The organism is Microvirga sp. 2TAF3 (genome assembly GCF_052114965.1).
GTDB lineage: Bacteria > Pseudomonadota > Alphaproteobacteria > Rhizobiales > Beijerinckiaceae > Microvirga.
Window position 1 is genome coordinate 202814 of record NZ_JBFRFT010000001.1, and the last position, 23557, is coordinate 226370.

The 23557-nt window shown below is 63.9% G+C and carries 24 protein-coding genes; 12 read left to right on the forward strand and 12 right to left on the reverse strand.

The window, feature by feature from the left end; translation table 11 throughout:
- Nucleotides 1–44: 44 nt before the first annotated feature.
- From minE to AB4Y97_RS00925, 6 genes are all read right to left on the reverse strand, one after another.
- A complete protein-coding gene (gene minE, locus AB4Y97_RS00900; RefSeq protein WP_441997108.1) occupies nucleotides 45–308 on the reverse strand; it encodes a cell division topological specificity factor MinE in 264 nt (87 codons plus the stop codon).
- Nucleotides 305–1120 carry a septum site-determining protein MinD gene (minD, locus tag AB4Y97_RS00905; RefSeq protein WP_441997109.1) on the reverse strand — a complete coding sequence of 272 codons (816 nt, stop codon included), beginning with the start codon at nucleotides 1118–1120 and terminating at the stop codon, nucleotides 305–307. Before minD ends, minE begins: the two co-directional genes overlap by 4 nt.
- 22 nt (nucleotides 1121–1142) lie before the next feature.
- The gene (gene minC / locus AB4Y97_RS00910) at nucleotides 1143–1859 is read right to left on the reverse strand and encodes a septum site-determining protein MinC (RefSeq protein ID WP_441997110.1); all 717 of its coding nucleotides are present in this window, start codon (nucleotides 1857–1859) and stop codon (nucleotides 1143–1145) included.
- 114 nt (nucleotides 1860–1973) lie between these two features.
- A complete protein-coding gene (locus tag AB4Y97_RS00915; RefSeq protein WP_441997111.1) occupies nucleotides 1974–2462 on the reverse strand; it encodes a DUF4399 domain-containing protein in 489 nt (162 codons plus the stop codon).
- Nucleotides 2463–2475: 13 nt separating this feature from the next.
- Nucleotides 2476–4104 carry an SUMF1/EgtB/PvdO family nonheme iron enzyme gene (locus AB4Y97_RS00920; protein WP_441997112.1) on the reverse strand — a complete coding sequence of 543 codons (1629 nt, stop codon included), beginning with the start codon at nucleotides 4102–4104 and terminating at the stop codon, nucleotides 2476–2478.
- Between the two features lie 69 nt (nucleotides 4105–4173).
- Complete coding sequence (locus AB4Y97_RS00925) at nucleotides 4174–5106, reverse strand: DMT family transporter (protein WP_441997113.1); 933 nt, start codon at nucleotides 5104–5106, stop codon at nucleotides 4174–4176.
- Here AB4Y97_RS00925 and AB4Y97_RS00930 point away from each other — a divergent pair.
- The 3 genes from AB4Y97_RS00930 (at nucleotide 5105) to AB4Y97_RS00940 (ending at nucleotide 7970) form a co-directional block, all read left to right on the forward strand.
- The gene (locus tag AB4Y97_RS00930; protein WP_441997114.1) at nucleotides 5105–5278 is read left to right on the forward strand and encodes a hypothetical protein; all 174 of its coding nucleotides are present in this window, start codon (nucleotides 5105–5107) and stop codon (nucleotides 5276–5278) included. The two genes, AB4Y97_RS00925 and AB4Y97_RS00930, sit on opposite strands and share 2 nt — an antisense overlap.
- A gap of 73 nt (nucleotides 5279–5351) precedes the next feature.
- Nucleotides 5352–6596 (forward strand): MFS transporter, encoded by a 1245-nt coding sequence (locus AB4Y97_RS00935; protein ID WP_441997115.1) that lies wholly within the window; start codon nucleotides 5352–5354, stop codon nucleotides 6594–6596.
- 135 nt (nucleotides 6597–6731) lie between these two features.
- The gene (locus AB4Y97_RS00940; protein WP_441997116.1) at nucleotides 6732–7970 is read left to right on the forward strand and encodes a YeeE/YedE family protein; all 1239 of its coding nucleotides are present in this window, start codon (nucleotides 6732–6734) and stop codon (nucleotides 7968–7970) included.
- A 45-nt stretch (nucleotides 7971–8015) separates the two neighbouring features.
- Here the strand turns inward: AB4Y97_RS00940 and AB4Y97_RS00945 are convergent, their stop codons facing one another.
- A complete protein-coding gene (locus AB4Y97_RS00945) occupies nucleotides 8016–8648 on the reverse strand; it encodes a DsbA family oxidoreductase (protein WP_441997117.1) in 633 nt (210 codons plus the stop codon).
- A 213-nt stretch (nucleotides 8649–8861) separates the two neighbouring features.
- On the opposite strand from AB4Y97_RS00945, the gene AB4Y97_RS00950 reads away from it, so the two are divergent.
- Both AB4Y97_RS00950 and AB4Y97_RS00955 read left to right on the forward strand, forming a co-directional pair.
- On the forward strand, nucleotides 8862–9581 hold the full coding sequence (locus AB4Y97_RS00950) for a hypothetical protein (RefSeq protein ID WP_441997118.1): 720 nt from the start codon (nucleotides 8862–8864) through the stop codon (nucleotides 9579–9581).
- Nucleotides 9574–10683, forward strand: a complete 1110-nt coding sequence (locus AB4Y97_RS00955; RefSeq protein WP_441997119.1) for a thermonuclease family protein — start codon at nucleotides 9574–9576, stop codon at nucleotides 10681–10683. The genes AB4Y97_RS00950 and AB4Y97_RS00955 overlap by 8 nt, the downstream gene beginning before the upstream one ends.
- Nucleotides 10684–10737: 54 nt before the next feature.
- On the opposite strand, the gene AB4Y97_RS00960 is transcribed toward AB4Y97_RS00955, so the two are convergent.
- On the reverse strand, nucleotides 10738–11391 hold the full coding sequence (locus tag AB4Y97_RS00960; protein WP_441997120.1) for an MBL fold metallo-hydrolase: 654 nt from the start codon (nucleotides 11389–11391) through the stop codon (nucleotides 10738–10740).
- A gap of 149 nt (nucleotides 11392–11540) precedes the next feature.
- On the opposite strand from AB4Y97_RS00960, the gene AB4Y97_RS00965 reads away from it, so the two are divergent.
- The 7 genes from AB4Y97_RS00965 to AB4Y97_RS00995 all read left to right on the forward strand — a co-directional run bounded on the left by AB4Y97_RS00965 (nucleotide 11541) and on the right by AB4Y97_RS00995 (nucleotide 18919).
- A complete protein-coding gene (locus AB4Y97_RS00965) occupies nucleotides 11541–12653 on the forward strand; it encodes an S-(hydroxymethyl)glutathione dehydrogenase/class III alcohol dehydrogenase (RefSeq protein ID WP_441997121.1) in 1113 nt (370 codons plus the stop codon).
- A 12-nt stretch (nucleotides 12654–12665) separates the two neighbouring features.
- Nucleotides 12666–13520, forward strand: a complete 855-nt coding sequence (fghA, locus tag AB4Y97_RS00970) for an S-formylglutathione hydrolase (protein WP_441997122.1) — start codon at nucleotides 12666–12668, stop codon at nucleotides 13518–13520.
- A gap of 157 nt (nucleotides 13521–13677) precedes the next feature.
- The gene (locus AB4Y97_RS00975) at nucleotides 13678–14196 is read left to right on the forward strand and encodes a hypothetical protein (RefSeq protein WP_441997123.1); all 519 of its coding nucleotides are present in this window, start codon (nucleotides 13678–13680) and stop codon (nucleotides 14194–14196) included.
- A gap of 101 nt (nucleotides 14197–14297) precedes the next feature.
- Nucleotides 14298–15170 (forward strand): DUF533 domain-containing protein, encoded by an 873-nt coding sequence (locus tag AB4Y97_RS00980; RefSeq protein ID WP_441997124.1) that lies wholly within the window; start codon nucleotides 14298–14300, stop codon nucleotides 15168–15170.
- 353 nt (nucleotides 15171–15523) lie between these two features.
- Nucleotides 15524–16687, forward strand: coding sequence for an OpgC family protein (locus AB4Y97_RS00985; protein WP_441997125.1), 1164 nt, complete (start codon nucleotides 15524–15526; stop codon nucleotides 16685–16687).
- Nucleotides 16688–16704: 17 nt separating this feature from the next.
- Nucleotides 16705–17445, forward strand: a complete 741-nt coding sequence (locus tag AB4Y97_RS00990) for an SGNH/GDSL hydrolase family protein (protein WP_441997126.1) — start codon at nucleotides 16705–16707, stop codon at nucleotides 17443–17445.
- 142 nt (nucleotides 17446–17587) lie between these two features.
- Nucleotides 17588–18919, forward strand: a complete 1332-nt coding sequence (locus AB4Y97_RS00995) for an AmpG family muropeptide MFS transporter (RefSeq protein ID WP_441997127.1) — start codon at nucleotides 17588–17590, stop codon at nucleotides 18917–18919.
- A gap of 126 nt (nucleotides 18920–19045) precedes the next feature.
- Here AB4Y97_RS00995 and AB4Y97_RS01000 read toward each other — a convergent pair whose 3' ends face one another.
- The 4 genes from AB4Y97_RS01000 to xylF form a co-directional block, all read right to left on the reverse strand.
- Entirely contained in the window at nucleotides 19046–19795 is a 750-nt protein-coding gene (locus AB4Y97_RS01000; protein ID WP_441997128.1) for an SDR family NAD(P)-dependent oxidoreductase, read from the reverse strand.
- A 185-nt stretch (nucleotides 19796–19980) separates the two neighbouring features.
- Nucleotides 19981–20760: an ATP-binding cassette domain-containing protein gene (locus tag AB4Y97_RS01005; RefSeq protein ID WP_441997129.1), complete on the reverse strand. Its 780-nt coding sequence runs from the start codon at nucleotides 20758–20760 to the stop codon at nucleotides 19981–19983.
- A 12-nt stretch (nucleotides 20761–20772) separates the two neighbouring features.
- Nucleotides 20773–22074, reverse strand: a complete 1302-nt coding sequence (locus tag AB4Y97_RS01010; RefSeq protein WP_441997130.1) for a sugar ABC transporter permease — start codon at nucleotides 22072–22074, stop codon at nucleotides 20773–20775.
- A gap of 153 nt (nucleotides 22075–22227) precedes the next feature.
- Nucleotides 22228–23286: a D-xylose ABC transporter substrate-binding protein gene (xylF, locus tag AB4Y97_RS01015; protein ID WP_441997131.1), complete on the reverse strand. Its 1059-nt coding sequence runs from the start codon at nucleotides 23284–23286 to the stop codon at nucleotides 22228–22230.
- Nucleotides 23287–23557 lie beyond the last annotated feature (271 nt).

Consider the following 23557-nt stretch of genomic DNA (forward strand, 5'->3'; position numbering starts at 1 on the left):
GCCATGAAAAAGGGCGCCACCAAGGCGCCCTTTTTGTTTCATGCTCAGGCCTGTACGGCGGCCGGACCAGGGATCTCGACCTCGATCTCGAGGGTCGACATATCCGCGCCGCGGTTCATCTTGATCTGGACGCCATCGTGTTCGACCGTGACATGGCGGCGGACGACAGCCAGAATCTCCTCGCGCAGCACGGCCACGAGATCGGACTTGCCGCCGACGACGCCGCGCTCGTGCGCAAGCAGGATCTGGAGCCGCTCTCGCGCCACCGGCGCCGAGGTGCGGCGGTTGAAGAAACTCATCAAACTCATGCTGCCCTCCGTCCGAACAGCTTGCCGAACAGGCTCTTCTTGTCGGTGGGAACCGACATCTCCACCGTTTCGCCCTTCAGGCGCCGGACGGCATCGAAATAAGCCTTGCTAGGGGCGCTGCCCGGATTGTTGAAAGTGACCGGCGAGCCGACATTCGATGCGCGCAGAACCTCTTCGCTCTCCGGGATGATCCCGATCAGTGGGATCGAGAGGATCTCGAGCACATCGTCGACCTTGAGCATCTCGCCGCGCTCGGCGCGGATGGGATCGTAGCGGGTGACCAGCAGGTGTTTCTCGACGCGTTCGCCCTTTTCGGCCCTCTCGGTCTTGGAATCGAGCAGCCCGATGATGCGATCGGAGTCGCGAACCGAGGACACTTCCGGATTGGTGACGACCACCGCCACATCCGCGTGCCGCATGGCCAGCGTCGCACCGCGCTCGATGCCGGCCGGGCTGTCGCAGATGATCCAGTCGAACTTCTCGCGAAGATCGGCGAGAACGCGGGCCACGCCTTCTTCCGTCAGCGCATCCTTGTCACGGGTCTGCGAGGCGGGAAGCAGCGACAGGTTCTCCATTCGCTTGTCGCGGATGAGCGCCTGGTTGAGCTTCGCATCGCCCTGCACCACGTTGATGAGATCGAACACGACGCGCCGCTCGGCTCCCATGACGAGATCGAGATTGCGCAGGCCGACATCGAAATCGATGACGACGACCTTCTCGCCGCCATGGGCCAGAGCGGCGCCCAGGGCCGCCGTGGAGGTTGTCTTGCCGACGCCGCCTTTGCCAGATGTTACGACCAAGACTTTGGCCATTGTCGTCTCACTTTTCTGTCTGTCAGTCCAATGTTTTCAGGATGATGGCGTCGCCGTCCAGGTTGACCTGGATGGGCTGGCCTCGAAATTTCGGCCCCAGATCGTCCGCCGTCTTGTAGAGTCCGTCGATGGCGATGAGCTCCGCCTCGAACTTGCGACAGAAGATGCGGGCGCGCGCATTGCCCGTACAGCCCGCGATGGCCCGGCCGCGCAGGGTGCCGTAAATATGAACGGAGCCGGCCGCCACGATCTCCGCCCCGGACGCCACGGATCCGAGAATAGTCACGTCGCCATCGGTGTGAAGGATCGACTGGCCCGACCGGACCGATCCCTCGATCAGAAGGGTGGAGTTGGGCGTCGGCTGAGCCTGGGCGGATACGACCGGGATGGGCATGGCATCGAGATCGGGTACCTCGATCTCGCCCGCAGCACGACCGCCATTCACGGGGGCGGGCATGTCGGCATCCAGAACCTGAGGTGCCGCTCCTTCCAGACCGATGATGCGAATATCCCGCATCTTGAGCGCGGCGAGGAGAAATTTCAGCTCGGACTTGGACGGCTTGAGAGCTGACACGTCGAGGATGATCGCCCGCTCCGCGAAGAAGCCCGGCGAACCCTTCGCCACGGCGTCGAGATCTTCGAGCCAGTCCCGCAATGGCACGACCGGCGCGAGAACCAGTGCCAGAAAGGATCTGCCACGGAAACGGAGGGAGGGACGGGGGCGAACGGCGATGGTCACGAAATCAGATTCCTTCTGTCCTCTGATCTCGTCGTTTTATGGTTAACAGCCGGTTAAGAACGCGTCCATTCGTCAACAATTTCGGGGGATGAGTCCGCGGTTAAAGTTCCGCTCTCAGCGTTCCGCCCGGCTGGTTTGCGCGGGTTTGCGCACCCTCGGCGGCAGAACCGTCACGGTTATCTTTTTCGAAATCAGGAGTGGCTTGAAGGGTTTGTGGTCCGCATCGCCCAGGACGAGCCGCAGGGTGTGTTTGCCGGGCGGCAGATCGAGGCGGGTCTCGGTCTGCCCCGCTCCGAAATGAAGATGCTGCTTGTCCGTCGGAATCGGCTCGGCCGTGTCGACCTCCTCATCCACGTCGACCAGAAGATGGTGGTGGCCGGTATTGGGCGTGGTATCGCCCGCATGGGTCACGCCCATATTGCGCAAGCCGAACCGCACCGGGAACCCGCCCCGGATGCGCTGCCCGTTGTAAGGATAGATGATGTAGAGAACCGCATCCGCAGGAGCAGGAGTCTGCGCGAGGGCTGGGGCCGGGATCCCCGCAACCCAGCAACTGGCTGCCAGCACGGTGGCGACCACGGTCCGTTGCATGATGGCATGCATAAATTCTCTCCCCTCAAAGCGAGCGTGCGACCCTGAAGCCGTGCGCCGGGTAGCGCACCCCCGTGTCGTAATGCATGCGGCTGGCGGATCTGGCATAGCTCGCATCGTTGCGCCATGAACCGCCGCGCAGAACGTGTTCGCGGCATCCCGGATCGGCCCAGGCCGATCCGTCCGCGGGAGCGCCCTGATAGTTGGGATGCCAGCAATCGGCGACCCATTGGGCGACGCCGCCGTTCAGATCGTTCAACCCGAACGGATTGGCCGAGAAGCTTCCGACCTTCAAGGGCTGATGAGCATCGTAGGGCTCGCCGCAGCCTTTGCAATTCGCCATCCTGGGTACGATCCTTTCGCCCCACCAGTAGCGGCCGTTGGTGCCGGCCCGGGCCGCATATTCCCATTCGGCCTCGCTCGGCAGCCGATAGGGCCGGCCCGTGCTCTGGGTGAGCCAAGCCACAAATTGCTGGGCGTCGACCCAGCTCAGGTTGCGGGCCGGATCCGCATCCTCGCCCTGGATGACGAAGGTGCAGGCCTTGGCGGCGACGCATTGGTTCCATTCCGCGACCGTGATCGGATATCGCCCCATGGCGAATGGGCCGACCTTGACCGGATGGACCGGCATTTCCGAGGGGTCCTCGTCGCTGCCCATGCGAAAGCTTCCGCCGGCCACGCGGACGAGTTCCGGACAGCCCTGGCAATCCCGGAAGCCGGATCCCGTATCCGCGGACTTGCCCGATGGCTGGGGCGGGACGACTCCGGCCGTCTGCGTGCCGGTCTGCCCGGTTCCGGACGGTGAAGTGGTTGCCGGCGGCGTCGGAGGGATCGGGATCGGCAGCGCCCCGCTCGGAGGCGGAGGCGGGGACGGCATGCCGGGAAGAGCTCCCGCATTGGACAGGGCTCCAGTGGATTGAGGCGGAACCTGAGAGGCGTCCACCGGTGGCGGATTGGCGGGCGGTGAGACTATGGCCGCCTCCCGGGCGCCCTCGGAGAATTCGGGGGTCAAAATGTACCACCCGACGGCTCCCAGGACGAGAAACGAAAGCCCGCCGATGGCCGACCAGCGCCACCTGTGGCGTGTCGCCTGCGCGACGGCGGCCGGATCGGGCAGGACCCGGTAGATCCGTACCGGATCGGTGATGTTCTTGAGCCTCTCGTCGCCCAGGGATTGGTAGCCGCAAACCAGCTTGTTCTTGATCTGCTCGTAGACGCCTCCCGAGATGAAGACCCCTCCGGGATCGGCGAGATTCTCAAGCCGGGCCGCGATATTGACCCCCTCGCCATAGATATCGTCCGGATCGACGATGACATCGCCGAGATTCACGCCGATCCGGTACCGAATCCATTGATTCGCCGGAAGCGGCGTATTGCGGGCGGCCATGGATTGCTGGATGACGATGGCGCAGCGCACAGCTTCGAGCGGGCTGTCGAACATGGCGAGGAACCCGTCGCCCGTCGTCTTGATCAGGCGGCCGTAATGCTCCTGGATCGTCGGCTCGATGATCTCGCGGCGAAGCCGCTTCACACGCGCGAGGGTGCCTTCCTCGTCGACACCCATGAGACGGCTGTACCCGGAAATGTCGGCAGCAAGAATCGCCGCCAGACGACGCGGGCCGCCGACCACATGCGATGTGCTCTCTCCGGGCATTGGCAACTCCCGACGGCACGACGAAGGCTGATCAGCCTACACCTGAACGCCGGGAGCGCCAATCTTTGATCAGGTTTTCGACCCGGCGCGGACACGCTCGCGATAGGCCGTGTAGAGGCCGCTCAGGGCGATGATGGCAGCGCCCGCGACCGTCCATGAATCCGGCACCGACCCGAAGACGAGATAGCCGAGCACGCCCGCCCAGAGCAGCTGGACATAGGACAAGGGCGCGATCGTCGAGGCATTGGCGTGGCGATAGGCGAGAATGACGAGCCAATGTCCCATCGTCGAGAGAACGCCCATGCCTAAACCGAGCGCGATCTCATGCCAGTCGGGCGTCACCCAGGCAAAGGGCAGGAGAACGGTGAGAAGAACGACGCCGACGAGCGCCGAATAGGCGAGCGTCGTCGCCGCCTGGTCCCGGCCGCTCATCTTGCGGGTCACGACGGCGGCTATCGCCCAGCATGTCGCCCCCAGCAGCGGCAGAAGCGCCGCCATCTCGAAGGCGCTGGTGCCCGGACGGATGATGAGCAGGACGCCGACAAGGCCGACGAAGGCCGCGCTCCATCGCCGCCACCCGACCATTTCGCCGAGGAACGGGATGGAGAGCGCCATGATCACGATCGGCGAGATGAAATAGATCGCGGTGGCTTCGGCGACGGGCAGATAGGGCAGACCGGCCGTGAACAACAGGGCCGAGCCAACCATGCCGAGGCCGCGGAGGACCTGCAGACCGGGACGATGAGAGCGCAAGACACTGCCGCCGCCACTGGTAAGCAGCAGCGGGATGACCAGGAGCAAAAAGGTGACATAGCGCAGCCATGCGACCTCGATCGCCGGCAGCTTGCCCGCAAGTTCCTTCGTGACGACGTCCGAGCAGGCGAAGAATACCGTGGACACGACCATGAGGATCGTGCCCCGAAACTGCGACGGCGCCGCCTTGCCGCTCAGGTCGGCTTCTGGAGCGGACGCGGCCTTTTCGGCAATAGAAGGGGTGACCATGGATTTCTCAAAAAATACGCGCCTGCGGACGATCGGAGCGGCGCGGGGCAAAACATCAACCTTTTTTCATGAGCAATGGTTTCGCCCTGAAAGAGAAGCGCAAAGGCAGCAGGCATTCTATGCACGCATGGAATGGATTAAGATCCCGTTTCCGCGAAACCCCGCGTTATGAGCAAGATCACAGGCGATTGGCGCTTCGGCCTGATTCCTGCGCAACGGCGCCGCGAGGCGCGCGGGATGGTGTGATGCACGAAAACGAACAGGGCGGGCCGAAACAGCTTGAAAGCGGAACGCCCGCCTTTCGACGGTTGAACCTCGCCCTGTTCGCTGCGGGCTTTGCAACCTTCGCCATTCTCTATTGCGTGCAGCCGCTGCTCCCCGTGTTCTCGCAGGACTTCCACGTGAGCGCGGCCGTCAGCAGCCTGTCCCTTTCGCTCACCACCGGCATGCTTGCCGTCGCCATGCTGGTTACCGGCTCCTTGTCCGAAATCTGGGGCCGCAAGCCGATGATGGTGGCCTCCCTGTTCTCGTCGGCCGTGCTGACGATCCTCTCCGCCGCATCGCCGAACTGGCATGCACTGCTTCTCGTACGCCTGCTGATGGGAGTGACGCTCAGCGGCCTTCCCGCCGTCGCCATGGCCTATGTGAGCGAGGAGGTGGATCAGAAATCCGTCGGCCTCGCCATGGGCCTCTTCATCGGCGGCAACGCCATCGGCGGGCTGGCGGGCCGGGTCGTCGCCGGCGTGCTGACGGATCTCGGCTCCTGGCGACTTGCAGTCGGGACGATCGGCGCGCTCGGTCTGATCGCGGCCATCCTGGCCTGGCGCAGCCTTCCGGACTCCCTTCACTTCAAGCCGAGCCGCGCCGCCCCCAGGGACCTTCTTCGGTCCTTCTCCGACCATCTGCGCGATCCGGGCCTCCGCGCCCTGTTCATCGAAGCCTTCCTGCTCATGGGCGGGTTCGTGACCTTTTACAACTATCTCAGCTATCGGTTGATGGCACCGCCCTACTCCCTGAGTCACACCGCCATCGGGGCGATCTTCACTGCCTATCTGGTGGGAACCTTCAGCTCGACCTGGGTCGGCGATCTCGCGGGGCGGCTCGGTCGGCGCAAGGTGCTCTGGGTGATGATCCTCATCATGCTCGGCGGTCTGGCGCTGACCCTCTTTAACTCTCTTTTCCTCATCCTTCTCGGGATCGTGTCCGTCACCTTCGGCTTCTTCGGCGCCCATTCCATCGCCAGCAGCTGGGTCGGCCGGAGGGCGCTGAGGGCCAAAGCACAGGCCTCCGCGCTCTATCTGTTCGCCTATTATCTCGGCTCCAGCACCATCGGGACCCTCGGCGGCCTGTTCTGGACGTCCTCGGGTTGGTGGGGCGTCACCGGGCTGATTGCAGTGCTCCAGCTGATGGCGCTCGCCATCGCCTTCTGGCTGATGATGCTCCCGCCTCTCGTGCCAGAGCAGGAGAAGGCAAACAAATATACAAAATAATTATGTATATTTATATAAAAATACATACTTGACCGTTAATTTAATAGACTACATGTCTTGCTCTGTAAAATAGCTGTCGGGACGTGCTCGTGGTCTCCGGCATCGCGCAATCCAATCGCGGGTCAGGAAAGAACCATGTCGGGTTCCGCAATCGCTTCAGCTTCCGCCCTTCCTGCCCGCACAGGGTCGGGCATCAACACCCAAGCCTCGCTGGCGGCAGGCGCCGCCATTCTCGCGGGTGCTGCGCTCATCGGCACGGTCGTCAATCCGCGGCAGGCCATTCTCTATGTCCTGGGTGCTGCGCTCGGTCTCGTGCTCTATCATGCGGCTTTCGGCTTTACCTCCGCGTGGCGCGTCTTCATTGCCGATCGGCGCGGCGAGGGCCTGCGGGCGCAGATGGTGATGCTCGCCGTCGCCTCTATCCTCTTCTTTCCCGTTCTCGCTTCAGGCTCGTTGTTCGGCCAGCCGGTTTCCGGTCTCGTATCGCCGGCGGGCATCTCGGTTGTGTTCGGTGCCTTTATCTTCGGCATCGGCATGCAGCTCGGCGGCGGATGCGCCTCGGGCACGCTCTATACCGTGGGCGGCGGCTCGACCCGCATGCTGATCACGCTCGCCGCCTTCATCGCCGGATCGGCCATCGGCGCGGCGCACCTGCATTGGTGGTCGGCGCTGCCGAGCCTGCCCAAGGTGTCAATCATCGAGCTCTGGGGGCCATGGACCGCGCTTGCCGTACAGCTTGCCGTCTTCGCCGCCATCGCCGCATTCACAATCGTGCTGGAACGGCGCCGCCACGGCCGTCTGGTCGATGCCGGAGCATCGCCGCGCGAAGGTCTCGCCCGCTTCCTGCGCGGCCCCTGGCCGCTCGTGGCCGGAGCGGTGGCGCTCGCCCTGTTGAACTTCGCGACCCTGGCGCTGGCCGGGCGCCCCTGGGGCATCACCTCGGCCTTCGCCCTGTGGGGATCGAAGATCGCCGCCGGAATCGGTTTCGATGTAGCGAGCTGGCCCTATTGGTCGTCGCCTGCTCGCCAAGCCGAACTCAATGGAAGCATCCTCAACGACATCACCTCGGTGATGGACATCGGCATCGTGCTCGGCGCTCTTCTGGCGGCGGCGCTTGCCGGCCGCTTCGCGCCGGTCTGGCGCATCCCGCTGCGCTCGGCCATCGCTGCCATCGTCGGCGGGCTCCTTCTGGGTTACGGCGCGCGCCTCGCCTATGGCTGCAATATCGGCGCATATTTCTCCGGAATCGCCTCCGGCAGCCTGCATGGCTGGATATGGCTGGTGGCTGCCTTCTTCGGCAATGTGCTGGGCACGAAGCTGCGCCCACTCTTCGCGCTGGAAGTGGAGCGCACGCCCAAGCTCACCGGCTGCTGATCAGACACGGAGGCGCTTCATCGGAGAAGCGCCTCCTCATCCTTTCTACGTTGCGACCACTCTCTCGTTCATGGCCCGCTCGATGACGCTCTTGACGGCCTCGTATGGCTGGGCGCCACTGATCAGATAGGCCTGCTCGCCGCCGCTGATAATGAGTGCGGGAACGCCGGAAATGCCGATCTCCTGCGCAAGCCGCTCGTCCTCGACGACTTTCTGCGTGTAACGGCCGCTCTCGAGAGCGATGCGCAAATCATCCGCATCGAGCCCGACGGATTGCCCGATTTCAAGCAGCACGTGAAGATCGCCGATATCGCGGCCATCCTCGAAGAACGCCTTGAACAGGGCGTGATGCAGCGTATCGAACCGGCCGGTGTCACGGGCAAACGCCGCAGCCTCGTGCGCCTTGCGGCTGTAGGGCTGAACAGGCGGAAGGCGTAAAACCATCCCGCGCGCCTCGGCCATGGGATAGACCGACTGGTTCCAGACCCGGTGCAGATATTCGCCGTCCGGATCGAGCGTCGGGTTCGGCGCGGGCCGCAATTCGAAGGCGCGCCAGTCGGTATCGACCTGATCGCCGAACTCCCGGCGAACCTGATCGAGGACCGAGACTTCCAGGTAACAGAAGGGGCAGACATAGTCGCTCCAGACGAGGATCCGGATCAGGTCATTCTCTTGCATTGCCATTCTCCGTGACCAGTCTGAATACCCATCCACGTTAACGTTTCAACCATCCGAGAGTTTGCGGAAAGGGGCCTTTCCATCCGCCACGGCTGCAGGTTCCTCATTTCCCGCCACTCGGAAGGTCCTGCGAAAACACCGCCATGCTTGGAACCTGAGCCGGTCTCAACCGCTTTTCTCCCGACCACGAGGAGAAGGATTTTGGAGGAGGACATGGTGGCTCGCCTGCACTTCGCATCAAGCGCTGCCCTGCTGATCGTGCTGCTGGCAAGCGAGCCTGGCGCTCTTGCCCAGACGAACCGGCCATGGGTGGATCCGCCTGCCGATTTGAATGCGCCGCCCCAAGCTCCCGAGCCTCAGCCCTCCGCCCCACAATCTCCCTCACCGCAGACCCAGGAACCCTCATCGAGGGCGGTTGTGCCCATGCCGAAATCGGCGCAGCCCATTCCTTCTCCGCCGCCGACAGTGACGGATGCGCGCGAGGAGAGGCGCAAGGCGCGCGTCCAGGCCGCGCAGAATTTCACGATTAATTATCTGAACTCCTGGTCGGCGCCGAACGCGGACGCGCTCGATGCGACAGCGGAACTCTATGCGCCGCGCGTTCTCTTCCATGGCCGTGCAATGAATGTCCGTAGCCTCCTGAAAGAGAAACGGCGCTTTGTCCGACGCTGGCCCGAGCGCCAGTATCGCCCTCGCGAAGGCACGATCCAGGTCGCCTGCGAACCTGAGGACGATGTCTGCGCGGTGCAATCGCTCTTCGATTTCAGTGCCGCCAATCCGAGACGGGACCGCCGCTCGCAGGGCATCGCCGCTCTTCAGCTCGTCATAAGCTTCATGGACGATCACCCCGTCATTTCCGCCGAGAGCAGCATGGTGCTGGGGCGGAGCGGTGACGAGGAGAACATGACGCTGGAGGAAACCACCGATGATTGAAGCCGACCACGCGGATTCTCTTTCGATGAGCCCCGACGGCAAGGACGACGGCATGAGAGAGATACGAGACCGGGTGCGCGCCGTCATCCGTGCCGAGATCGCGCAGTTTCACCCCACGGACGATGCGCGGCAGCCGCTCGAACTGATCGTCGAGACATTCTTGCGATATGGAGAGAAGGACGGCGCGCTGGCGATTACCGTGGTTGACGAGAGCGGGCAGCCACGAACCAGCATCCGGAATGGACAGGTTGTTGCCGCGACCATTCGAGACCTTCTCGAGGAGCTTCGCCAGACCCATCCGGCTCTGTTCAAGCCCATATCCGAGGCCGACACAGCTGCGCCCGATATCATGCATGCCGCTCCGACAGAACACCAGCCGCAAAGGGATTGGTTGAGCATCGGCTCCGTGAATCTGCCGTCGTCGCCCGATGCACCGTCTGCGCCCTTGGCCGGAAGCAACGTCCTTCATCGGCTTCATGGAGATCGCATCCGCATGTGGGTCCACCAGTGTTCACGGACGTGGAGCGACCTTTCCGCGTCCCACGCGCCGAAGCTTCGTTCCGCCCGAGATCGCTTGCGGCATGCATTCCCTGGCATGCGCAATGCCTTTCGCGGAGTGCGAACGGATCGCCAATGGGGAAAAAGACCTCTCGTCCTCGGCGCAGCCGCGCTCGCAGCTTTGCTTGCCATCGGCGCCTTCGCGTTGTCCCGGAATGACCGCGTCGTACTGGCCAACGCTGCCGAGCCGGCAGCAACCGGGGCGATCGCCCCGGTTGCGGATACCGGTTCGCTTCGCGGGGTGCCGCAGGTGATCGATACCGCGACGCTTTCCCTGCAAGGCCGCGTCGTCCGCCTGTTCGGCGTTGAATGGGCCTCCGGCGCCGGCAAGCCCGATGACCTCACTCGCTATCTGGCAGGCCGGGAGGTCGCCTGCGAAGCGGTGGCTTCGACCAACACCTATCGCTGCCAAGTGAACGGGCAGGACCTGTCGAAAGTCGTGCTGTTCAACGGCGGCGGCCGCGCCACCGCTCAGGCCACCGACGAGCTGAAAGCTGCTGCGGAAAAGGCGCGACAGGCACGGATCGGAGTCTGGAACAGGTAGACTGGTCGGACGCGAACAGAGGCGATCCGCCCAAGGATCGAGACTTGCCTGCGGTCAGTCCAGCGTTTCACCCTGAAGGAAGGGGTTGGTCTCCCGCTCGTGGCCGATAGTGCTCATGGGGCCGTGACCGCAGATGAAGGTAACATCGTCACCGAGCGGCAGGACCTTGTCCTTGATCGAGCTGATCAGCGCGCTGCTGCTTCCGCCGGGCAGATCCGTCCGGCCGACGGAGCCGTTGAACAGCACGTCGCCGACGAGAGCGAAGCGCTCTTGCGGCGAGAACAGCACGACGCTGCCGGGCGAGTGGCCCGGGCAATGGAGGACCTCCAGGGTCATATCCCCAACGCTGACCGTATCGCCTTCGTTCAGGAAGCGGTCCGGCGTGACGGCGCGCACACCCTCGAAGCCATAGGCGCGGCCCTGCTCGGGCAGGCGCTCCAGCAGCGGCTGGTCCGCCTCGTGCGGCCCCTCGATCGGGACGCCGAGCTCTTCCTTCAGCTCGGTGGCGGCGCCCGCGTGATCGATGTGGCCGTGGGTGAGAATGATCTTCTCGACCGTGACGCCGCTGTCGGCGATGGCCTTGCGGATGCGGTCGAGATCGCCACCCGGATCGACCACGGCGCCCTTCTTGGTAGTGTCGTTCCACAGCAGCGTGCAGTTCTGCTGGAATGGCGTGACGGGAATGATGGCGGCGCGAACGTCTGACACGGCAGGTTCCTCGAATGATATGCCAGGCGGACATAAGACCGGAGACCGCCCATTTGAACCCCCTCCGAGCGAGTGAGCCTCGCTTCTATTGACCTCGAACCCTCCCCGTTCACATAGTCCCCCGCAGAATCAGCAAGGAAGGGACGAGCATGGAAACCAGAGCAGCCGTGGCATGGGAAGCGGGCAAGCCCCTCACCATCGAAACCGTCCGTATCGAAGGCCCGCGCGCGGGCGAGGTGCTCGTCGAGGTGATGGCGACGGGAATCTGCCATACGGATGCCTATACCCTCTCCGGCCTCGATTCAGAGGGCAAGTTTCCGGCGATCCTCGGCCATGAGGGCGCAGGTATCGTGCGCGAGGTCGGCCCCGGCGTCACCACGCTGAAACCCGGCGACCACGTGATCCCGCTCTACACGCCGGAATGCCGTCAGTGTAAGTCCTGCCTCTCCCGCCGGACGAACCTGTGCACTGCCATCCGCGCCACGCAGGGCCAGGGGCTCATGCCCGACGGTACGACCCGCTTTCGCTGCGACGGCGACCAGATCTTCCATTACATGGGCTGCTCGACCTTCGCGAACTTCACCGTGCTGCCGGAGATCGCGCTCGCCAAGATCCGCGAGGACGCGCCCTTCGACAAGATCTGCTATATCGGCTGCGGCGTCACCACGGGCATCGGCGCGGTGATCTACACCGCGAAGGTCTGGCCCGGGGCGAATGTGGTGGTGTTCGGCCTCGGCGGCATCGGCCTCAACGTGATCCAAGGTGCGCGCATGGTCGGCGCGGACAAGATCATCGGCGTCGACATCAACCCGGCGAAGCGCGCCATGGCCGAGAAATTCGGCATGACCCACTTCATCAATCCCAACGAGGTCGGCAACGACAAGGTCGTTCAGGCGATCATCGACGCGACGGATGGCGGCGCGGATTTCTCCTTCGACGCAACCGGCAACGTCAATGTCATGCGCCAAGCGCTGGAATGCTGCCACCGGGGCTGGGGCGAGAGCATCATCATCGGCGTCGCGGAATCGGGCAAGGAGATCGCCACCCGTCCGTTCCAGCTCGTCACCGGCCGCGTCTGGAAAGGCACGGCCTTCGGCGGCGCCCGCGGCCGCACGGACGTGCCGAAGATCGTCGACTGGTACATGGAGGGCAAGATCAACATCGACGACCTGATCACCCACAAGATGCCGCTGGAAGAGATCAACACCGCCTTCGACCTCATGCATGAAGGCAAGTCGATCCGTTCGGTCGTGGTCTACTGATCGGGGAACGTCGTGGCACTCGAGGTCGTCTCGCAGTCGCGTTGCTTCAACGGCACGCAGTTCGTCTATCGCCATGCCTCGTCCGAGACGGGCACGCCCATGCGCTTCGCCGCCTACCTGCCGCCCCAGGCGACGGAGGGCAAAGTGCCGGTAGTATGGTTTCTGTCAGGCCTGACCTGTACGGAGGAAAACTTCACCGTGAAGGCGGGCGCGCAGCGCGTGGCGTCGGAGCTCGGGCTCATCCTGATCGCGCCGGATACGAGCCCGCGGGGCGAGGGCGTGCCGGACGACCCGGAAGGCGCCTACGATCTCGGCCTCGGCGCGGGCTTTTACGTGGATGCGACCCAGGCGCCCTGGGCGAAGAATTATCGCATGCGCTCCTATATCGAGCGCGAGCTACCCGCCCTCGTCGGCGCGGAGCTTCCCGCCGACATGACGCGACAGGGCATCACCGGTCATTCCATGGGCGGGCATGGCGCCCTGACCATCGCCCTTCGCAATCCGGGCCGCTTCGCCGCCGTCTCGGCCTTCGCGCCCATCGCCTCGCCGATGAACTGTCCCTGGGGCGAGAAAGCGCTGTCGGCCTATCTCGGGTCCGACCGCTCCGCCTGGCGCGACTACGATGCCTGCGCGCTCATCGAGGATGGCGCGCGGCTGCCCGGCATCCTCGTCGATCAGGGCAGCGCCGACGGCTTTCTCGAGACCCAGCTCAAGCCCCGGCTTCTGGAGGAGGCCTGCGCCAGGGCCGGAATACCGCTGATTCTGCGCATGCAGGAGGGTTACGACCACTCCTATTTCTTCATCGCGACCTTCATCGAGGATCATCTGCGCTGGCATGCGGACAGACTTCGGAACGTGAAAGCTTGACCGGCGCGACAATATCGAAAGGTGTTCCGGCGCACCGCAGAAGAGGTAACGCAAAGGAATAGATGTCTTTGGAACGATAGAGCATAGCTCTTTGCGCCCGATCAGGCTATGAGAGCCTTTCGAGCGAATCCCTACCATCGACTCAAAGCATCCACCCATGGAACAGACCCGCGAACCTCTTCTCAATCCCGATGCCGGCAAGCTGGTCGGCAAAGCCGTCGGCCTGACCCAGGCGGCGCTGGCATCAGATGCCGGCAAGGCCGTACGCGCCGCGATCACCCAGGGCCAGGACGGCCTGATGCAGCATCTGTCGCAGGCGGCGCAGAAGCACGTGCCGGACCCGATCACGCAGGCGCGCATGCTGCTTGCCGAGCAGAGCCAGAATTTCGACGCCATGCGCAACGCCATCGGGCAGATCGGGCAATCATTGACCCATCTGAACGAGACGGCGCCGGATGCTCAGACCCGGCAACTCCACACCACCGCTCTCCTCAATGCCCAGGCGGAAGCGATTCAGGGCCTGACGCTGCTCGTCCTGAAAGGGCAGCAGGTGCAAGCCGAGTTGATCAATGCCGTCGACGGGCAATCCCGCCAGAGCGCCCCCGGCATGCCGAAATGGATCTATTACATGATGGGCGCCATGATGGTGTGGAGCATGCTGGGCATGATCTTCTAAAATTTCCAGCCGCGTTACTGCGCAGGCGCGCCGGAAAGCTTGGCGCGTTTGCGTCTTAATTCAATCTTCAGTAGATTTCGTGAGTTAGCGGGGGCAGATTCATGTTCGACGCCAAGAAACTTCTCGACGCCCTGGGCACGCCGGCCCCGGCCGGCGGCCAAGTCCCGGCATCCCCCGCTTCCGACAAACCAATTGACGCCGCCAAACCGAGCCCGGCCAACCCACTCGGAGCAGGCACCCTGCTCAGCGACCTGATCGGCCTGGCGAACAGACAGTCGCCTCCGCCGCCCGCACCCGAAACCGCCGGGGGCGAGCAGCCTGCGCCGAAGCCAGCCAAGGCCGCCTCTCCGCCGCCTCCCGCGGACCTCACCGATCTCCTGCTCGGCAAGGCGCAGGAATATCTCAAGACCCCACAGGGCAACGCCGCCGTCCATGCGGTCGTGGCTGGCCTGACCAAGGCCGTGGTCAATTCGGAAACCGGACGCAAACTCACCGCGACGGCGAAGACCAAGGGCACCGCCCTGTTCAACCGCTTCCTGAACAAGGGCGGCGAGGCTGCGCCACTGATCGAGGCGCAGCCTGCCCTTCCGCCGCCCGTGCCGACGGATGCCGAGAACGGCGACACCGCTCTTCTGGTCATGCGCGCGATGATCGCCGCGGCCGCAGCTGATGGCCGCATCGATGACGGCGAACGTGCGCGCATTCTTGGCGCGCTCAAGAGCGCGGGCATCGAGGGCGAAGGCGTGCACATCATCGAGGCGGATCTGGCCCATCCCGCCAGCGCGGCCGAACTCGCCGCTGCCGTGAAGACTCCCGAGGCCGCCGTGCAGGTTTATACGGCGGCCCGGCGCATCATCACGCCGAACACGGTCGAGGAACGTGTCTTTCTGGCGCACCTGTCCGGTGCGCTCGGGCTCAAGCCTCGCCTCGTCGCCCAGATCGACGCCATGGCATCGGGTGCGATCCAGGGCTGAGCGTCGGACAGAAGCAACGATCCTACCTTTCGAAACGGTTTCGATCTCGCTTGCATGCTCGCTCACGCGCGAGCGTGCGTCGCTTGACATCGCCGCTTCGCGCTCCAGATCGTGAAGCTTGACGGGACGTTTGCGCCCGCCATTCACGCGCCAAGATGTTGTCGTTCTGGATGATGGTGTCGTAGACAACGCTCATTGATTCGGAATGCCGCTTGGCATCTTCCGTCATTGCCCCGCGTGATCGCGGCTTCACCAAAGTTTGACCCGTCTGCCGCGTGTTCGGCACTTCCGTTTTTGAACCCCTGATGCCGCCTTGGCGTTTTCCTGATGCGGCGATTCCGAAAGTGCAATCGATGAAGGAACTGGAACGAAACACGACGATCGATTTCTGGCGGGGCCTCGTCCTCGTGATCATCTTCGTCAATCACATTCCGGGCAACATCATCGAACATCTCACACCCCGCAGCTTCGGCTTTTCGGATTCCGCCGAGGCGTTCATCTTCATATCGGGGCTGTCGCTTGCACTGGTTTATTATCACAAGATCCCGCAGGGCGACGTGATCGGCGTCGTGCGGCGGTGCGTGCGCCGCTCGCTCGAACTTTATCGCATGCACCTCCTGCTCACCGCGGGAGCCATTGCACTTTTCTCTATCGGTTATGAGCTCAGCGACGATATCGGCCTGATCGAAGCGGACGGACGCAGTGCCGTCTTCGGCGACACGACGAAGGGTGTGACCGGAATCCTCCTGCTCGGGCATCAGCTCGGCTATTTCAATATTCTGCCGCTCTATATCGCGCTCATGCTCTGGGCTCCCGTGGCGATGATCCTGGCGCGGATTCATGTGCTGTTCGCGCTCGCCGTATCGGGCGGAATCTATGCGCTTGCCCGCACTGGCGTCTTGGTGCTGCCGACATGGCCGGAGCCAGGGACCTGGTTTTTCAATCCCTTTGCTTGGCAACTGCTTTTCACCATCGGCATCGTTGCGGGCGTCGTCTTCACGAAACGGCCCATTCCTCTGACGCGCACCTGCGCGATCAGCTGCATCGCCGTTCTTACGGCGTCGCTGCTGGTCATCATGGATGTCTTCGGCCTCGCTCCGGGCCTGCGCGACGCGGCCTTCACGCAGCTCGACCTGCCGAAATACGATCTCGGCCTCGGTCGTCTGGTCCACTTCCTCGCCCTGGCCTACCTGCTCACCCAGTGGCGCGTCGGAGAGATGCTGGAGCGCACTTTCATCGGTCCGGACCTGCGGCGGCTTGGCCGTAACGGACTGGTCATCTTTGCCGCAGGCTCGCTGCTCAGCGCCCTGGGACAGGTCATCATGACGCTTGCCGCGGTCAAATCCTCCGCTAGTCCGCAGATCATCGGCATGGTATTCACCATTGTCGGGGCAATTGGTCTCCTGGCACTGGCGCGATATCTGGAATGGAACAAGTTCAACTCGGCCGGCCCGAAAAAGGGTCGGACAAGAAGTCTCGCTCTGTCTTCCGCCTTTACTGGGCGGCTTTCTCCTTAAGCTTGGCAATACTGGGCATGGCAGCACCCGCCTCCGCCGACGGAAACGCTTGCAGAAGCGCTCATCCGATCTTCAAGGCGCATGGCCTGCTTGGCATGCTCTCGACCAGACTCTCCCGGCATGAGCCGATACGTATCCTGGCCATTGGCTCCTCCTCGACGCAGGGCGTGGGAGCCTCGGCGCCCGAATATTCCTATCCCGCCCAGCTTCAGGAGGATCTCGCCGCCCTCTGGCGGGAAAAGGTTACGGTCGTGAATGCCGGCATCGGCGGCGAAACCGCGACCCGGACCGTCGAGCGGCTGGAGGCTGCGCTCACGGCCGATTCCTATGATCTCGTCATCTGGCAGGTGGGCACCAACGACGCGGTCTCGGGCGTGGTAACTGAGGAAAGTTTCCGCAATCTGCTCGAGCGCGGCATCACGGCCGCCAGGAGCGCCCATACCGACATCATTCTGCTGGATCCGCAGTACTTCCCGACCATCCGGGACCCGGCTCGCTACGAGAAGTTCGTGCAGACGGTCGGCGACGTCGGCGACGAGCGGAAGGTCTCCGTCTTCTCGCGCTATGCGATGATGAAGGATTGGGGCAGCCATTCCATCGACGACCTGCGTGCCATGTTGTCCGCCGACAATTTCCACATGGGCGACAAGGGTTACGATTGCCTCGCAAGCCGCGTCGCGGAGGAGATCCAGACAATCGTGGTGCAGTCGGTGGCGCAGACGGGCGGCAAGGTCGTCGCGTCGGCGGGGCGCCGTTAACGACCCTGCAACGGCTCCGCCGCCAGGATGAAGGGCCAGGGCTCTGCCATGGGTGAGCCTGGAGCATCGGACGAAGAAGTGGATCCGGTTCTTCGCGGAAAATGATGCTCAAACAAAGATAAAGCCCAGTTCAAAGGTGACTATGTCTCAAGGCAAATCCCCCGCAAAACGCCGCCTCTCGCTTCGCGATATGCTGACGGACGGGCGCGTCGCCTTGATGCTGCCCCTCGGCTTCTCCTCCGGGCTACCGTTCCTCCTGGTCTTCAGCACGCTCTCCGCATGGCTGCGTGAGGCGGGCATCTCGCGGACCGAGATCGGCATGCTGAGCTGGGTCGCGCTGGCCTATTCCTTCAAGTTTCTCTGGGCTCCCATCGTTGATCGCTACGACGTGCCTTTCCTTGCCCGCCTGCTCGGACGGCGGCGCGGATGGATGGCCCTGTCGCAGATCGTCACCGCGCTGGGCCTCATCGGCATCGCCGCGAGCGATCCGCAGATGAGCCTGATGCTCACCATCGTCTCCGCGCTTCTCGTGGCCTTCGCGTCGGCCACGCAGGACGTGGTGATCGACGGATGGCGTATCGATGCGGCTTCCACCGAGCGCCAGGGTATGATGGCAGCCAGCCTCCAGCTCGGCTACAGGCTCGCCCTGATCTGCGCAGGCGCGGGTGCGCTCTATATCGCGGAATTCGTGAACTGGCGCAGCGCCTATCTCGCCATGGCGGCGCTCATGAGCGTCGGGCTGATCGGCACGCTCCTCGCCCCACAGGTCAATGAAGGGTCTGCAAGAGAGCGCCTGCCTTTTGCCGCCGCCATCATTGAGCCGCTGGCCAACCTGTTCCAGCGCAAGGGCCTGATCCTCATCCCGATCCTGGCCCTGGTCGCATGTTTCCGCCTGCCCGATTTCGTGGCGGGTGTGATGGCGAACCCACTCTATATCGATCTCGGTTTCTCCAAGGCCGACATCGCCAATGTCTCGAAGCTCTACGGCGTGTGGGTCGGCATCGCCGGCGCTTTCGCGGGCGGGTTGGCGCTGACCCGTCTCGGCCTGTGGTGGACGCTCTTCATCGGCGCGTTCATCGCCGCATCCTCGAACCTGATGTTCTCGTGGCTCGCCATGGAAGGCGCGCGGATGGACCTTCTGATCCTCGCCATCAGCGTCGACAACTTCGCCTCGGGCTTCGCGGGCTCCGCGCTCGTCGCCTACATGTCGGGCCTGACCGCGCCGGGATTCGCGGCGACGCAATACGCGCTGTTGAGTTCGCTCTACGCGCTTCCCGGCAAGCTGATCGGCGGCGCCTCGGGCGCGGTGGTGGATGCCTACGGCTATCCGCTTCTCTTTTCCGCCACCGCCGCCATCGGCATCCCGCTCGTGATCCTGTGCCTCGTGGTGCGCAAGGACACGATGAAGGTTGAGAGCGGGGAGGATGAGGTGGAAGAAGTGCCTACCGCCGCCGAGGCTGGGGCGAGGGCCTGAACCTCTGCGTCATCCCGAACGCCGTGGGCGATCCGGGATCATCGGACAAGAACAACGCTTTATCTGGAGAACGATCCCGGGCTCCGCTCCGCGGCCCCGGGATGATGGGTTAGGCAAGCGCAGCTCTCAAACCCAGCCGCCATCCACCAGATAGCTCTGCGCCGTGATTGCGCCCGCATCGTCGGACGCCAGGAACAGGGCCACTTTCGCGATATCCTCCGGCACAAGCTTGCGCTTGACGCATTGGCGCTTCAGCAGTTCCGCCTCGCCTTCCGGCGTGAGCCAGAGGTCGATCTGGCGCTGGGTCATGATCCAGCCCGGCACGATGGAATTGACGCGGATATTCTTCGGCCCGAGTTCACGCGCCAGCGCGCGGGTGAGGCCGACCGTGGCGGATTTCGCGGTCTTGTAGGCGGCGAATGAATCGTCGCTCACCATGTAGCTCGTCGAGCCCATATTGATGACCGAGCCGCCGCCCGCCTTCTCCATGTCGGGCAGAACCGCCTGCGTGGCGAAGAACTGGTGGTCGATATTGGTGGCGAAGCGCTCGCGCCAATAGTCCGGCGTCACCTGATCGATGGTGTGCCTGTCGTCCCGCGCCGCATTGTTGATGAGGATCGTGATCGGCCCCAACGCCTCGCTCGCGCGCCGGATCGCGGCCTGCAGGGCGGGGATGTCGCGCACATCGTTGTGCTCGAAATGCGCGCGCTCGCCGAGACGCGTCGCCAGCGCCTGCCCGGCCTCGGCATTGTAATCGAGGATTGCGACCTTGCTCCCTTGCGCATGAAAGGCCTCCGCGATGCTCTCGCCGATGCCGCTGGCGCCGCCGGTGATGAGGGCGGTCTTGTTCTTCAGGGAGCCATAGATAGTCGTCATGTGCTTCGCTTCCTTGATAGAGCATTTCGGTTGTCATTCCGGGGCCGCGTCAGCGAAGCTCGGAATCCATAACCGCCGAGTTTCGGATCGGCAGCGCTTCGACGACCGCAGCCTGATCCGACGCAGTTAGCGTCTATGGGTTCCGGGCTCTCGCTTCGCTCGCCCCGGAATGACGAAGGTTTGTTTCAGCTCGCGCCCGGCCCCGGCGTTGCCCTGGGCGGGCACTTGCCGAGAATGATCATGCCGAGCACCTCATCCTGCGTTACGTCGGTCACGTTGGCCGAACCAACGAGTTTGCCGTTCTTCATCACGCTGACGCGATCCGCAAGCCCAAAGACGTCGTGGATGTCGTGGCTGATGAGGAAGATGCCGATGCCTTCCTTCTTCAATTGCAGCACGAGATCGGCCACCTGCTGCGTCTCGGCGGGGCCGAGCGCCGCGGTGGGCTCGTCCATGATGAGGACGCGGGCATTGAAATAGATCGCACGGGCGATCGCCACCGATTGCCGCTGGCCGCCGGAGAGAGCCTTCACAGGCTCCTTGAAGCGGCGAAAATGCGGGTTGAGACGCGCCATCACCTTGCGCGTCTCGGATTCCATGGTGGCATCGTCGAGGGTACCGTAAGAGGTCAGCACCTCGCGACCGAGGAAGATGTTGCCGGCGGCGTCGATGTTGTCAGCGAGCGCCAGGGTCTGATAAATCGTCTCGATGCCGTAGCGCTTGGCGTCGCGCGGCGAGCCGATATGGGCGTGCTCGCCGTTGACGTAAATTTCGCCCGCATCGGGCGCATAGGCGCCGGACAGGATCTTGATCAGGGTCGATTTGCCCGCCCCATTATGGCCGAGCAGGCCCACCACCTCGCCGGGACGCAGATCGACGGAGACATCGTCGACCGCCTTGATGCCGCCGAAGGCGATGGAAATATTACGCATCTCGATGAGAGGCGCTGTGCCGTTCGTTTGCATGACGCTCTCCGATTACTTGATGCGGCGGCGATAGAGGCCGTCGACCCAGACCGCCAGAACCAGCACGGCGCCGACGACGATGTTCTGCAACGGCGTGTCGACCCCGAGCAGCACCATGCCCGATTGCAGGGACTGCATAACGAGCGCGCCGAGCATGGCGCCCGCAATTGTTCCGATGCCGCCCGCAAGCGACGTGCCGCCGATGACGGCGGAGGCGATCACATAAAGCTCGTCGAGGGTGCCGGCGGAATTCGTCGCCGCGTTGAGGCGCGCGGTCGAGATGCAGGCGGAGATGCCGCACAGGACGCCCATGAGGCCGAACACCTTCATCAGGGTCCAGCGGGTATTGATGCCCGACAGTTCCGCCGCCTCCGGATTGCCGCCGATGGCGAAGACATAGCGGCCAAAGCGCAGACGCCGGGCGAGAAAGGTCATGAAAAGGCCGACGACCACTGCGATCAGCACCGGCAGAGCAACGCCGTGGGGAATGAACAGGCCACCTTCGGGCCAGACGATGCCGTTGGCCTCGGCCCAGCGCCGCGCGGTGCCTGCGGGCAAGGGATAGGCGTTGGCGATGGCCGCGGCCCCCAGAACCGCGCCGCAGGCGAAGAGCGCGATCACCGCATCCGCCCAGCCTGGGCGCACCGGGAAGCCGAAGCTGATCCGGCGGCGGCGGGCGAGGCCGAGCGCGACGATGACGAGGCCGCAGGCGATGGCCGCGATAACCCAGGTGGCGGTCGCGCCGAGCGCCCCCTCCACCCCGCCGCCGAAAGCCTTGAATCGGTTATCCATGGGCGCGATGGTCTGGCCCGCCGTGACCCACCAGGCCGCGCCGCGCCAGACCAGCAGACCACCGAGGGTGACGATGAAGGAGGGGATGGCGAGATAGGCGATGAGCCAGCCCTGGAACAGGCCGATGGCGCCGCCGATGGCGATGGCGACGAGCACGACGAGAGGCGCAGTGAGCCAATGCTCGAAGCCGAGCCAGGCCGGCAGCCACTGCACCTGCGCCACGCCGATGATCATGCCGACGAGGCCCAGAATCGCGCCTACGGAGAGATCGATGTTGCGAGTGACGATAACGAGCACCATGCCCGTCGACATGATGGCGATGGAAGCCGTCTGGACCGAGAGATTCCAGAGATTGCGCGGTGTGAGGAAGACGCCGCCGGAGAGAATGTCGAACCCGATCCAGATGACGGCAAGCGCCGCCAGCATGCCGAGCATGCGGACATCGATTTCCAGCTTCGATAGGAGCGATCCTTCGGAGGAAGAGCTCCGGGGCGGAACGGTCGTGGTGGCGGGTGCTGTCATGGCCTTGCGCAGTGTCATCCTCAGGCTGAGGGAAGCGAGGAAAGGGGATCCACAGTCGCGACGTATTGAGGTTATGGATCCCCTTCCCATCCAGCGGCGATGCCGCCTCCGGCCGGGGATGACACGGAGGCTGCTTGAGGCGGATGATAAGGCCTAATTGCAGGCCTTCACCGAGCCCGGCTTCACGCCCTGACAAACCACGTCCTTCGTGACCCAGCCGGCGTCGATGACCACGTTGAGGTTATCCTTCGTGATCGCGACGGGCCTGAGGAAGATCGCCGTCATGTTCTGCTTCTTCGGGCCCAGATTCCAGGACATGGCCCCCTGAACCTCGTTCAGCTTCTTGCCGCCTGCGAGCTGCAGGGCGATTTCCGCCGCGTTGCGGCCGAGCTCGCGGGCATCCTTGAACACGGAGACGGTCTGCGTGCCGAGGGCGACGCGGTTGAGCGCTGCCTTGTCGGCGTCCTGGCCCGAAACCGGCACGGAACCGGCAAGGCCCTGCGCCGCCAGCGCCGCGATGGCGCCGCCCGCCGTGCCGTCATTGGCGGCGATGACCGCATCGACCTTGTTGTTGTTCTTGGTCAGGAACTGCTCCATGTTCCGCTGTGCGTTGGCCGGGAGCCAGCCATCCGTATAGGCCTCGCCCACGTTCTTGATCTTGCCAGAATCGATCGAGGGCTTGAGCACTTCCATCGCGCCCTGGAACAGGAAATTGGCGTTCGGATCGGCGCCCGAGCCCTTGATGAAGACGTAGTTGCCCTCGGGCTTCACTTTCAGCACGTCGCGGGCCTGCAGCCGGCCGACCTCCACATTGTCGAAAGTGAGATAGAACACCTGCGGGATTTCGATGAGACGGTCATAGCCAACCACCGGAATGCCCTCGGCCACCGCCTTCTCGACCGCCGGGCGGATGGCGTCCGAATCCTGCGCCAGGACGATCAGCGCCTTAGCGCCGCGGGAGATCAGGCTCTCGATATCGGTGAGCTGCTTGGCGGGCGAGGATTGCGCGTCGGCGGACACATAGGTGCCTCCGGCCTTCTCGATGGCAGCCTTGATCGCCGCCTCGTCGGTCTTCCAGCGCTCCTCCTGGAAATTCGACCAGCTGACGCCGACCACCGGACCTTTGCCCTGGGCAAGGGCCGCATTCGCCGAAAGGGCGAGGGCGGCGAGGCTGATGAGTACGTGTTTCAGAGCGGGTTTCCTGGACAACATGTGTTCCCTCCTGGGGCAGCGCGTTCCCCGCAGCGCCCTCTTTGTCATGGCAGGCCGTCCGCCCAGGCTGGGCAGACATTCGGTAGCTCAAGCTCGCCACGTGTATTTTTCGAGCAGGAAAATAACTGTCCTGAACGAACCGCCCTTCAAGCAGCCAAGCTCTCATCATTTGGTAGATCGACTGATTTTTCGGGTTTTTCGCTGCGGCCCGGTACGAGGCCATGGACCTGCCCCTCCCCTTCGAGGCGGCGCTGGATTCCCGGCCGCTCCC

Excerpts from the sequence above, each read along its gene's own strand:
- minD (WP_441997109.1), bottom strand. The coding sequence starts at position 1,120 with ATGGCCAAAGTCTTGGTCGTAACATCTGGCAAAGGCGGCGTCGGCAAG.
- xylF (WP_441997131.1), bottom strand. The coding sequence starts at position 23,286 with ATGTTGTCCAGGAAACCCGCTCTGAAACACGTACTCATCAGCCTCGCC.
- AB4Y97_RS00935 (WP_441997115.1), top strand. The coding sequence starts at position 5,352 with ATGCACGAAAACGAACAGGGCGGGCCGAAACAGCTTGAAAGCGGAACG.
- AB4Y97_RS01010 (WP_441997130.1), bottom strand. The coding sequence starts at position 22,074 with ATGACAGCACCCGCCACCACGACCGTTCCGCCCCGGAGCTCTTCCTCC.
- AB4Y97_RS00925 (WP_441997113.1), bottom strand. The coding sequence starts at position 5,106 with ATGGTCACCCCTTCTATTGCCGAAAAGGCCGCGTCCGCTCCAGAAGCC.
- AB4Y97_RS00965 (WP_441997121.1), top strand. The coding sequence starts at position 11,541 with ATGGAAACCAGAGCAGCCGTGGCATGGGAAGCGGGCAAGCCCCTCACC.
- AB4Y97_RS00955 (WP_441997119.1), top strand. The coding sequence starts at position 9,574 with ATGATTGAAGCCGACCACGCGGATTCTCTTTCGATGAGCCCCGACGGC.
- AB4Y97_RS00930 (WP_441997114.1), top strand. The coding sequence starts at position 5,105 with ATGGATTTCTCAAAAAATACGCGCCTGCGGACGATCGGAGCGGCGCGG.
- AB4Y97_RS00975 (WP_441997123.1), top strand. The coding sequence starts at position 13,678 with ATGGAACAGACCCGCGAACCTCTTCTCAATCCCGATGCCGGCAAGCTG.
- AB4Y97_RS00995 (WP_441997127.1), top strand. The coding sequence starts at position 17,588 with ATGTCTCAAGGCAAATCCCCCGCAAAACGCCGCCTCTCGCTTCGCGAT.
- AB4Y97_RS00980 (WP_441997124.1), top strand. The coding sequence starts at position 14,298 with ATGTTCGACGCCAAGAAACTTCTCGACGCCCTGGGCACGCCGGCCCCG.
- AB4Y97_RS01000 (WP_441997128.1), bottom strand. The coding sequence starts at position 19,795 with ATGACGACTATCTATGGCTCCCTGAAGAACAAGACCGCCCTCATCACC.
- AB4Y97_RS00945 (WP_441997117.1), bottom strand. The coding sequence starts at position 8,648 with ATGCAAGAGAATGACCTGATCCGGATCCTCGTCTGGAGCGACTATGTC.
- AB4Y97_RS00950 (WP_441997118.1), top strand. The coding sequence starts at position 8,862 with ATGGTGGCTCGCCTGCACTTCGCATCAAGCGCTGCCCTGCTGATCGTG.
- AB4Y97_RS00940 (WP_441997116.1), top strand. The coding sequence starts at position 6,732 with ATGTCGGGTTCCGCAATCGCTTCAGCTTCCGCCCTTCCTGCCCGCACA.
- AB4Y97_RS00920 (WP_441997112.1), bottom strand. The coding sequence starts at position 4,104 with ATGCCCGGAGAGAGCACATCGCATGTGGTCGGCGGCCCGCGTCGTCTG.
- AB4Y97_RS00985 (WP_441997125.1), top strand. The coding sequence starts at position 15,524 with ATGAAGGAACTGGAACGAAACACGACGATCGATTTCTGGCGGGGCCTC.
- minE (WP_441997108.1), bottom strand. The coding sequence starts at position 308 with ATGAGTTTGATGAGTTTCTTCAACCGCCGCACCTCGGCGCCGGTGGCG.
- AB4Y97_RS00990 (WP_441997126.1), top strand. The coding sequence starts at position 16,705 with ATGGCAGCACCCGCCTCCGCCGACGGAAACGCTTGCAGAAGCGCTCAT.
- AB4Y97_RS00915 (WP_441997111.1), bottom strand. The coding sequence starts at position 2,462 with ATGCATGCCATCATGCAACGGACCGTGGTCGCCACCGTGCTGGCAGCC.
- AB4Y97_RS01005 (WP_441997129.1), bottom strand. The coding sequence starts at position 20,760 with ATGCAAACGAACGGCACAGCGCCTCTCATCGAGATGCGTAATATTTCC.